This window comes from Chitinophaga polysaccharea, from assembly GCF_902150045.1.
Classification (GTDB): domain Bacteria; phylum Bacteroidota; class Bacteroidia; order Chitinophagales; family Chitinophagaceae; genus Chitinophaga; species Chitinophaga polysaccharea_A.
In genome coordinates, this window is sequence record NZ_CABFVU010000001.1 from 1192574 (window position 1) to 1203910 (window position 11337).

The 11337-nt window shown below is 47.1% G+C and carries 8 protein-coding genes; 1 reads left to right on the top strand and 7 read right to left on the bottom strand.

Going from position 1 to position 11337, the window contains the following annotated elements; genetic code table 11:
* Nucleotides 1-14: 14 nt before the first annotated feature.
* The 5 genes from FN124_RS04780 to FN124_RS04800 form a co-directional block, all read right to left on the bottom strand.
* On the bottom strand, nt 15-1067 hold the full coding sequence (locus FN124_RS04780) for a LacI family DNA-binding transcriptional regulator (protein ID WP_142683625.1): 1053 nt from the start codon (nt 1065-1067) through the stop codon (nt 15-17).
* A gap of 29 nt (nt 1068-1096) precedes the next feature.
* Entirely contained in the window at nt 1097-1858 is a 762-nt protein-coding gene (locus FN124_RS04785) for an SDR family oxidoreductase (RefSeq protein ID WP_142683626.1), read from the bottom strand.
* 52 nt (nt 1859-1910) lie between these two features.
* A complete protein-coding gene (locus FN124_RS04790) occupies nt 1911-4196 on the bottom strand; it encodes a BT3233 family polysaccharide utilization protein (RefSeq protein ID WP_142683627.1) in 2286 nt (761 codons plus the stop codon).
* A complete protein-coding gene (kduI, locus tag FN124_RS04795) occupies nt 4156-4998 on the bottom strand; it encodes a 5-dehydro-4-deoxy-D-glucuronate isomerase (protein ID WP_142683628.1) in 843 nt (280 codons plus the stop codon). Before kduI ends, FN124_RS04790 begins: the two co-directional genes overlap by 41 nt.
* 224 nt (nt 4999-5222) lie before the next feature.
* Nucleotides 5223-7178 carry a heparinase II/III domain-containing protein gene (locus FN124_RS04800; RefSeq protein WP_185937091.1) on the bottom strand — a complete coding sequence of 652 codons (1956 nt, stop codon included), beginning with the start codon at nt 7176-7178 and terminating at the stop codon, nt 5223-5225.
* A gap of 475 nt (nt 7179-7653) precedes the next feature.
* Here FN124_RS04800 and FN124_RS04805 point away from each other — a divergent pair, with 475 nt between their 5' ends.
* Nucleotides 7654-9300 (top strand): UxaA family hydrolase, encoded by a 1647-nt coding sequence (locus FN124_RS04805; protein WP_142683630.1) that lies wholly within the window; start codon nt 7654-7656, stop codon nt 9298-9300.
* A gap of 51 nt (nt 9301-9351) precedes the next feature.
* Here FN124_RS04805 and FN124_RS04810 read toward each other — a convergent pair whose 3' ends face one another.
* Nucleotides 9352-10641 (bottom strand): MFS transporter, encoded by a 1290-nt coding sequence (locus FN124_RS04810; protein WP_142683631.1) that lies wholly within the window; start codon nt 10639-10641, stop codon nt 9352-9354.
* Between the two features lie 33 nt (nt 10642-10674).
* A complete protein-coding gene (locus tag FN124_RS04815) occupies nt 10675-11337 on the bottom strand; it encodes a beta/alpha barrel domain-containing protein (protein WP_142683632.1) in 663 nt (220 codons plus the stop codon).

The window sequence follows — 11337 nt, forward strand, 5'->3', positions numbered from 1 at the left end:
TGATTATAGTATGATCATTTCTTTTTTCCGCCGCGCTTTGCTGTACCGGCAGAAGACTCGCGGGCTATCAGTTGAATAGGTATTATTTCCTGTGAATAACGTGGCGTATTGGATGGTGCAGTATTGATCAGTTCCATCAGGGCAGCTACCACGCGCTCGCCCATCATGGCCGGGTACTGGTCGATGCTGGTAACAGACGGCGTAACTATTTCGGTGCGCGGATCGTTGGAATAACCCACTATTTTCAGATCTTCCGGCACCCTTACATTGATCTTACGACAATACTGCATAATGGTAATGGCAGTAGTATCATTGGAGGCAAATATGCCATCGGGAAACGGTGGTTGCGAGAATATTTTCTCGCAGGTTTGCCAGGCATTGTCGCGGGTAAGCTCATGGTAGAACACCCGTGTTTTTTTGAATGGTAATTTGAATTCCTGCAAGGCATTCTTATAGCCCGCTACCCTTTCCACATAAAGATTACAGCTAAGCGGGCCCGATATGTGAACTATATCCTTGCATCCTTTTTCTATCAGGTGAGTAGTTGCGGTGTAACCTCCTACGTAGTCATCTCCCTTAATTACTTTTACATTATAATCTTTGGGCACCCTGTCAAAAAATATCAATGGTATTTTGTTATCCTTGAATACATCAAAATGGGAAAAATCGGTAGTATACAAAGTGGTGGATACAACCAGGCCGTCGACCCGTGCAGAATACAGCGTGTTTACCAACGCTACTTCCTGTTCATATGAATCGTTCGACTGGCAGATGATAAGGTTATAACCATGTTCCTGCAGTTTGTTTTGAATAATAGTACTGATTGCAGCTGGAAAGAACATAGAGATACGCGGCACAATGAGCCCGATGGTTTTGCTTTTATTGTTACGCAAACCGGCAGCCAGCGCATTGGGACGATAGCCTAATTTACGGGCCATCTTCTTCACCTTGTCTTTCGTACGTGCGCTGATGTTAGGATTATCATTCAGGGCACGGGATACGGTAGATACTGAGAGCTTCAGTTCTTCTGCAATATCTACAATCGTTTTTTCAGTACGTTTGCTCATGTATAGAGACTATTAGCTGTAAATGTTCTTTATCTTCCCATCCAGCCACCATCCACTGTAAGGATAGTACCATGCACATAATCCGCCGCTTTTGAGGCGAGAAATATTACAGGTCCTGCAAAATCTTCCGGTTCACCCCATCGGCCTGCAGGAATACGGTCCAGTATGGAGCTGCTGCGTTGCTGGTCCGCCCTCAGGGCCGCGGTATTATCCGTAGCAATATATCCCGGGGCAATGGCATTCACATTCACCCCTTTTGAAGCCCATTCATTGGCAAATGCTTTTACCAGCGATCCTACAGCGCCTTTGCTGGCGGCATACCCTGGTACATTAATTCCTCCCTGGAAGGTGAGCAAAGATGCTGTAAAGATAACTTTTCCGTTTCCACGGACAATCATTCCCTTCCCGATTTCACGGGTCAGGATAAATTGGGCGTTCAGATTGATGTTAATTACCTCGTCCCAGTACTCGTCCGGGTGCTCTGCCGCGGGCTTCCGGAGAATTGTCCCTGCATTGTTAACGAGGATATCTATTACCGGCACATCCTGCTCCAGTTGCCTGATAAAGGCATAGAGACTGGTACGGTCGGAAAAGTTGCACTGATAGGCTTTAAAACTGCGGCCCAGTGCCGTTACTTCCTTTTCCACTTCGCTGCCGTTCAGCTCCAGGGAGGCAGAAACCCCTATAATATCAGCGCCTGCGGAAGCCAGCGCCACCGCCATTGCCTTTCCTATACCACGTTTGCAGCCGGTAACCAGCGCAGTTTTTCCTTTTAACTGAAATAAATCCATGATAAATGAGATAGGTATTTTTCAGCAGGCCATTCACCAGCCTGCTGAAAAGTTATTGAATTTTTACCTGTAAAGGTTGTTTAATCTTTTGCGCAAATGTTTCCAGGTAGTGGAACCATTCTTTGGCTGAAGTGATCCTCCCCCCTTTATTCCATGCCGCTCCGAAATAGTATTCGTATGGCTGCCCGTTTTCCGCTGTTCCAGGGCTCAGCAAATGTACCTGGTCAGTTTTCATCCCGGGCATTTCACGGGCAAAAACACAGCCTACGCCCAGTGTACCGTCTTCTCCATGCACCGGCTCCCAGTAACCCATCACGCCGGTTTTCTCATCCAGCAGCACTGTACCAGCTTCCTTGCGTTTTACAATACCTGTTAACACAGGAATACTGCTCCCTTTGAAACTATACTGTACCTGCATTTTGTTAAGCTGGGAACCTGCATCCAGGGAAATGGTTTTGGTAACGGTAACGGCAGTATTGCCTGCCTGCCAGGTATCATAAGTAAGGGAAAAAGTGGTACGCAACGGTCCGTTATCAAGAGTTTTGGAATGGCGGTAATTTTTGGGGAAATAGATGGTATCCTTTCCGTATGGCGCGGTATCACCGGCTCCCAGCGTTAAGCCTACGCTGTAATAATCCAGTCCCTGCCCGTTGTCGTGGTGATAGTTATCCAGTTTATACCAGGTGTCAATGACCATATCGGTAGTGCGTTTGGCCCAAACATCAATGCCATAGGCCATTTCCTTCGGCACCTGTTCAAGCGCTTTACCATACATACGATAAGCCATGCGGTCATTTTCCCATGCATAATCATCTTTACGCTCCGGCACATAACGACCATAGGCTTTTGCTTTTACAGGCGAAGGAGTTCCTTCTGCCACTGCCGCATATAAACTGGCGGCTGCCGGTACGGTTACCTGTAATAATATCTGCTTTACAAATTTACCGCCTTCATAAACTAACTGGTAAGGGATTTCCTGCCCGCTTAATACATCTGTTACTTTAAACCCCTTCAGCGTTTGTTTGGACAGCTTTGCACTGAAATCAGCGTAGGGAATTTCTGTTACTTCTTCTATCCTGTTGATACCAGTGTTATTAGAGATGACCAGGTGGGCTGCAGCATTTTTCCTGAGATCATATTTGATGAGCTCAGAGCCAGCTAACAGGAACGCACCTACGCCGTATACTTCTGTATCACCGGCAGTGGCTTTTCCTGGCGCAGCGCCTATTTCCTGTACAAAGCCCAGTTTACCGTTTGGTTGTACGCAACCGGTAAGCGCTTCCCATCCTTTTTGTATCACCGGTAAAAATTCCTTTTCAGGAAGCAGGCCATTGTTCATACCCCACATCAACGCATATACGTAAAAACCGGTGCCACTTGTTTCCTTTGCCGGATAACTGTCCGGGTCCAGTAAGCTGGCATGCCAGGTGCCATCTGCTGTTTGCAGTGCCGCGATGCGGTAAGCCATTTGCTTATACAGATCCTGAAAACGTGCCTTGCCGGCATAACCGGCCGGCATATTATCCAGCATACGTACCAGGCCGCCCATCACCCAGCCGTTTCCCCGGCTCCAGTACACATTGGTACCATTCTTTTCTTTTTTGCCGATGTAACTTCCATCACGGTAATAAAGACTGTCCTTCTTGTTGTACAGATAATCGGTGGTTTTCCACCATAACTTGTCTGCTGTTTCCAGGTAGCGGGGATCGCCGGTAGCAGTGCTTAAATAAGCCAATGCCGGAGGGCCCATGAATAATGCATCACACCAGGCCCATTCCCGGTGATGTATACCATCTTTCCATTCGAGCGATTCGGTATGCGGCGCCGCTACAATACTGTCTGCCAGCTTACGGAACTTCTCTGTCATTACCGGATCTTTGTACACACTGCTCAATTGTGAATACAGCTGTCCTACGCAGTATTCATCTGCGAAGAAACGGTCTGGTCCTGTATTCCAGTCGTTATCTTTCCCTACCTGCACAAGGCGGTCAATAAAGAAAGGGTTGGAAGTTACCTGTGCCAGCGACATCATACCGGCGTACATGGCGCCGTTGGTCCAATCGGTGGGCGCATGATTCCAGCCATTGGCTGTAATATGATGCCATTGCCAGGAAGCAACTTTTTCCATTTGTGCTCTCACTGCAGCCGCAGTGAAAGCATCGGCGGCAACCACGGTATGCCGGCCGGTAACCGGCCCTGTTGCATATACCGGCAGCCCGGCTTGCAGGAAAGACAAGCCCAGCAAGCTTCCTGCGATAATTTTTTTCATCATCATGATAGCAGCTATTATCAGTTCATTAACGTAGTTCAGTGATCTTACAGTGATCCATGTCACCATAGTCGAGATTCTCACCGGCCATACCCCATATAAAAGTATAATTGCTGGTGCCTGCACCGGAGTGGATAGACCAGGGCGGGGATATCACCGCCTGTTCATTCTGCATCCATATATGACGGCTTTCCTGCGGCTGCCCCATAAAGTGGCATACAGACTGCCCTTCCGGCACTTCAAAATAAAAGTATACTTCCATTCTCCTGTCGTGCGTATGCGCGGGCATCGTATTCCATACGCTGCCCGGTTGCAGCTCTGTCATACCCATCTGTAGCTGGCATGTTTCCAGTACACTGTTCACCAGCAGTTTGTTGATGGTACGGTGATTGGAAGTTTCCAATGCGCCAAGTGTTACTACTTCCGCATCTTTCCTGGACACTTTACGGGTTGGATAGCTATGATGCGCAGGTGTGGAGTTCAGGTAAAACTTAGCGGGTGTTTGCGGATCTTTACTGGAGAAGATCACCTGTTGTTTTCCTTTGCCGATGTATAACGCTTCTTTGTACGCCAGCTCAAATTTCTCTCCATCTACTTCCACTATTCCATCACCACCTACGTTGATCATTCCCAGTTCTCTCCTCTCCAGGAAATAAGCAGCTTTCAGCAGATCAATTGTTTCCAGTGCCACCGGGCCTTTCACGGGCATTGCACCACCTGTAAGGTAACGGTCGTAATGCGTATGCGTCCATGCAATATGATCTGCGTCAAAAATTTTTTCTATTAAAAATGCCTGCCTGAGCTGAGTGGTGTCCATTTGCTTTACTTCAGCCGGACTGCTGGCATATCTTGATTCGAACGTGGTACTCATATTGTGTTTTAATATTTTCAGGTTATTGATAACATAGCTGGATACAGCCCTTTCAGCATAACGGTTTCGGGCGAAAGCTCTAAAATAATGCAAACGTTTGCAAAAATCAAGTATTTATTTAAAAAGTCTTTTATGGCGCCGCTGATCAAACACATGAGCCAGGGCAAAAGAAGCGGCAACCAGAACAACCCTGCTCTACCAGTAAAACCATCCATCAAAAGCTGTCACCTTGGGTTATGGCTCATGGTAAATCCAACGGAATGCTTACCGGTCAGTGCTTTGCCGCGTGATTTCAGGCTGATGCGTGTAACATGATCACCCCACACCGGTGATAACCGGCCGTCTTTCACCTCCTGCTTTTCCACTATCACTTCAAACAAGGCCGGATCATAAGTAAGTAAAAGGTTAGCGGTACTGCCTTTTAACAGTATCTGCCCCGGTGCACTGGTATCGGCAGGCAGGCAGGTCATGAAATGCAACAGGAAAGGCTCCTTCCATTCTTTAAGCTGGTATGCTTCAGATAATTGCAGGGAAGTTTTTGCAGGATTGAATGTAAAGGTACGTTTCCACGACTGCACCTGTGCCTCTGCAGGGTACGCAGCGGCAATATCCATACTCAGCTTATTATTGGCATACTGCACAGCAGTGGCCTCGAACTGCCGGCCATCGCGTTGCTGAATACCATTTATAGTAGGACAATTATGCCATTGCGACTGCATAAACCACAACCTGTAGCGGTCGGCGCTAAAAGTTTGTTTGGTATAAGTGCCCACACCAACATCAATAAGAGCAGGCTTACCATCCATATAAAGCACAAAGTTCCCCACATCGTTATGATTATGGCTTTCTGCATTATGACCACCCTGTGCTGCGAAGAACAAACCCTTTGCTTCACCGGCTGATGAACGCAGGGACAATACCTGCAGATCGGGAAGCCAGTTTTCAGCAGTATAGGGCGCCGCTGCTTTGGCCTGCAGCAATGCACTACGGTATTCTATATTGTACACAAAGAAAGCCAGGGAAGGTGTTTTAACCCGGTTACTGTCTGGGTTTTCCAACCGCGACAAATAAGCGGCAAAATTGGTAAGTAATGGATCATGGAAGGCCGCTCCGTACAAATAAACTGTATGCGCCGGCGGGATAGTACTGGCAGAGGCATCTGCAAAATTCACAAACCGGCTGCTATCTACATGCATTTTGTAAATATAGGCGCCAATACGATGAATCAATTCGTTGTGGCTCCAGTCAAGCTGATGTTTTGAAGCACTGCTCAACAGGTCAATAAACTCGATAAGTTTCCCGCCGGCATGTCCCCAGTAGGTAGGGCCTTCGTCGCAACCACCATCATCAGGGTAGCCATTCACGAAGTTATCCGCACTGCGTATTGTTTTCTCAATTACCTTATTTCGTATATCCGTTTCATTTATACTCAGTAAAGCTGTCTGCAATACATTGGTATTGATCCAGATATTCCAGTTATTCACAGAACGGCCGGCCCATCCCATCCACCAGAAATCGGTTCGTTCCAGGAAGGGCGCTATGATGCGGTGCTGCAACTCAAAGTTGATCCGCTTATTTACTACCGGCGAAAATTTATCCAGCTGATCATGCAGTAAAAACCGGGCCCAGCTAAGCGTGGCAGCAGTTTCGCCGGCAAACAGATCCACCACCGGTTCAGTGGGATCGGGCAACCCACTGCCCGCTTTCTGTGCGCCTATATGAGCCGGTAACACCCAGGTGCTTTCTTCCAGTATCAACCACAGGCCATTTACTATCTGCGGGATATATTTTCCTTTGCCGTCCACCAGCTCACCCGCTACTAATGCAGCCAAAACTTTGCGGCGCTCAAACTGCGCATTTTCAAAATTTACACGGTTGCCGTTATCACGGTATTGCAGGTATAAAGTAGCCGGTAACGATGGCCAGCTAAATGACAATGCCTTATCTGCCTCTTTCAGCAACAAAGCTTTGCTGGCTACAGGCAGTGCTGCAATTTTTTCTGTAACAGACCTGTATCGCTCTTCCCTCCATTGCGTAATGTCTTTAAAAGCAGCATCACTCCCTTTTTTCCTGTATTCCTCATATAGATAGTTCCTTCCTTTACCGGCATCCTGGGCTTTGGGATTGATGGATATACCTGAAAAAAGCAATAAGGTACAGATCAGTTTTTTAACGTGCATTGACATTTATTTTTTTATAAGATGAATAACAGGATCTAATAAGAGATGGCTGAAGGCACTACGGAATAATTGTCAGAATGATAAAATATTAATACTCAATTGCTCTTCCCTGGAGTATCCGGCCAAATACTGTTCCCGGCTGAAACCTTCTAAAGCTGCTTACTACCGTTGGCCGGTTCCGACAAATGTGCCCGTTTTTGCAAAGGGATCATCGGCCCTGCCGCCTGAAACCCGCTGTCATACTTAAAAATATCAAAATATGCTGTAATTACAAACGTTTGCATAATATTACATCAAAACATATTTTTTGCATACCGGGAGCCCAACCCAACTGATAGCGGATTAACAATTTCTAATTCTTTCCTGACCGGCACCCACAAAGTGTTACAGCCATATAATCAAATAGTCAAAATCTTATCAAGGATTAACATTTTACTATCACCAGCCGGAGCAGTTATTTACTACTTTAGCTGCTATGAACGCTTATTTACAAATTCATCCTGACGATAATGTGCTGGTAGCCTTACAGGATATACCGGTAGGAACCGATATCTCATTTAACGGACATAACATTCAACTGCAACAAAATATTTCTGCTAAACATAAATTCCTGATCAACGATATCCTGGAGGGGGATCCCATCACAATGTATGGTGTACTGGTTGGAAAAGCCAGCAAGAATATTGCAAAGGGGGAATCCATTACCACTGAAAATGTGATACATGATGCCAACGCATTTCACGAAAAAGACAGTTCACTGGAATGGCAGGCCCCTGATGTGAGTAAATGGAAAAACCGCACTTTTATGGGTTACCACCGGGCCGATGGACAGGTAGGCACCCGTAATTACTGGCTGGTAATTCCATTGGTTTTTTGTGAGAACAGGAATGTAGGGGTGATTAAAACCGCTTTCGAAAAGGGATTGGGTTTCTCTCCTGCAGAAGTATATAACGAACAGGTAACAGACCTGGTAGCTCTTTACAGGAGCGGCGACCTGGAAGCCATTAAAAATTATGAAGCAGGCGAACTAACGGAAACGGGCAAACGAAATGTGGTTTTCCCAAATATTGATGGTATAAAGTTCCTTACTCACGAAGGAGGTTGCGGTGGTACCCGCCAGGATTCAGATGCCTTATGTGCCCTCCTGGCCGGCTATATCCATCACTCCAATGTGGCAGGCGCCACCATTCTTAGCCTGGGATGCCAGCATGCGCAGGTATCAATTCTCCAGGAATCACTCAAAAAGTTAAACCCGGCCTTCAACAAGCCGGTACTGGTATACGAACAGCAGAAAAGTGCCTCGGAATTTGCAATGTTGTCTGCCGCTATCAAGGATACCTTCCTTGCGTTGGTGGAGGCTAACAAACAGACGCGTAAACCAAGTCCTCTTTCCAAACTGGTAATAGGACTGGAATGCGGCGGATCCGACGGGTTTTCCGGCATCTCGGCTAACCCCGCGGTAGGTCATACTTCAGACCTGCTGGTTGCACTGGGTGGTACATCCATTCTTTCTGAATTCCCTGAACTGTGCGGAGTGGAACAGGAACTGATCAACCGTTGTCAGACGGAAGAAATATCCGATAAATTCATCCGCATTATGCGTGCTTATGAAAACCAGGCCCAGTCTGTTGGTTCCGGCTTTTATATGAATCCATCTCCCGGAAATATCAAGGATGGCCTTATTACAGATGCCATCAAATCTGCCGGAGCGGCAAAGAAAGGAGGTACTTCCCCTGTAACCGATGTATTGGATTATACAGAATATGTAACTAAACCTGGATTGAACCTGCTTTGCACACCAGGCAATGATGTGGAATCCACTTCTGCGGAAGTTGGTTCCGGCGCTAATATAGTGTTGTTTACTACAGGACTTGGCACACCTACCGGCAATCCCATTGCCCCCGTGGTAAAACTGGCCACTAATACCAAACTGGCTACCCGTATGAAAGATATCATCGATATCAATACCGGTACCATCATCAGCGGAGAACAAAGCATTGCCGGTATGGGCGAAGAGATCCTTGAATATGTGATCAAAACCGCCAGTGGTGAAGTCCATACTAAGGCAGAACAACTCAACCAGGACGATTTCATTCCGTGGAAGAGAGGCGTTTCGCTTTAACGCGGATCTTGCCGCGAAGGTTGTCAGACAACCTTCGCGGCAAGATCCATGCTAATCAAGTTTCACCTGCTCCATTTTAGGTGCGAAGAAGTGCATCACCAGCCAGGCTATCAGGTAGGCCAATGCACAGATAGTGAACAGGATATTGTATCCGATACCAATGTTGCCGATTAATTTATAGTGATCCAGCATGGCACCGATCAGCATCGGGAACAGGGTACCGCCAATGGATCCTGCCATACCGCCAATACCAACAACAGAACTTACCGCCCGTTTAGGGAACATATCTGAAGCAGTGGTGAATATAGTAGCAGACCATGCCTGATGCGCAGCCGTAGCCAGGCTGATCAATGCGATGGCAAACCATACATTATTTGAGTACTGGATGAGCATAATAGGCAGTACACACAACGCAAAGATCAGCATAGATACTTTACGCGCTTTGAAAACCGGCCAGCCGGATTTAATGAGGTAGGAAGATAACCAGCCACCACCAATGCTGCCGAAACTTGTAATGGAATAAATAATGATCACCGGCAATCCTAATGATTCTTTCATATTTACATGAAAAATGGATTCCAGGTAACCGGGTAACCAGAAAAGGAAGAACCACCATACCGGGTCAGTAAGTAACTTACCGAATATAAAAGCCCAGGTTTGTCTGATCCCCAGCAGCTTAGCCCATTTAACCGGTTTGGGCTTCACCTCTTCCACTTCCTGGTCGGAATGAATATGATCAAATTCTGCCTTAGATAATTTCTTATGACGGGCAGGAACTTCATAATAGATCCACCAGAATATCAGCCAGATAAAACCAATGGCGCCTGTCCATACAAAGGCATTCCGCCAGCCATGATTAGTAGCCAGCCAGTACACCATTGCCGGGCCAACCACCGCGGCTATATTGGAACCTGAGTTAAAGATCCCCGTGGCCAGTGCCCGCTCTTTCTTGGGAAACCATTCTGCAGTGGCTTTGATAGCAGCAGGAAAGTTACCTGCCTCACTTATTCCCAATATGGATCTTACCACGCCAAATCCCAGCGTGGAACGTACCAGTCCGTGCGCCATGGCCGACAAGCTCCACACAACAATAGAAAGCGCATATCCCAGTTTGGATCCTATCTTGTCTACCAATGCCCCAAAGAAAAGCAAGCCAATCGCATAGCAGGCGGAGAACGCCATTACCAGGTTGCTGTAATCCGTTTCTGTCCAGTGGAACTCTGCCGACAGATCCGTTTTAAGCAGCCCCAATATCTGCCGGTCTATATAATTAATGGTTGTGGCTACGAATAAAAGTGCGCATACCCGCCAGCGATACTTGCCTAAAGTTGTGGAATTCATTACGGTCTATTTGGAATTTATAATGTGCATAAGTTACTTCATCGCGCTGAGAAATGCAAACGTTTGCATTATTTTCTCTTTCAGCCCGCTCCAGTCCTTACTTTCTATCAGGGACTTGGACAGTAAATTGGATCCCATTCCCATGCAAACCACGCCGGCGTCAAACCAGGCGTCCATGCTGAGCTGTGTGGGCTCTACTCCACCGGTAGGCATAAATTTCAATTGCGGGAACAGGGGTTTAATGGATTTCACATAGCCGGGGCCCAGCACGTTACCCGGGAAAAGCTTTACCAACCCGGCGCCATTCTTTTCTGCAACAGAGATCTCAGTAGGCGTCATACAACCCGGGATCCAGGTGATGTTCTCAGACCGGCAATAGGCGGCCGTTTCCGGATCCGCTACCGGGCATACAATAAAATCAGCACCCATACCGGCATATATTGCAGCATCCGCAGCATTCTTTATTGTACCGATGCCCAGGTACAGATCAGGCATAGCAGCCAGTTTCCTGTCGCGCATAGCAGCAAAGTTCTTACGTGCATTTTCTCCCCTGCTGGTAAATTCAAATACGCGTAAACCGCCATCATAACAGGCCTGCAGTACTTCCAGGCAAACATTCTCGTCGTCGTGATAAAAAACCGGGATAATCCCGCTTTGCTCGAATGCAGCTATAATTGTTTCGGAACTTGGTGCCAT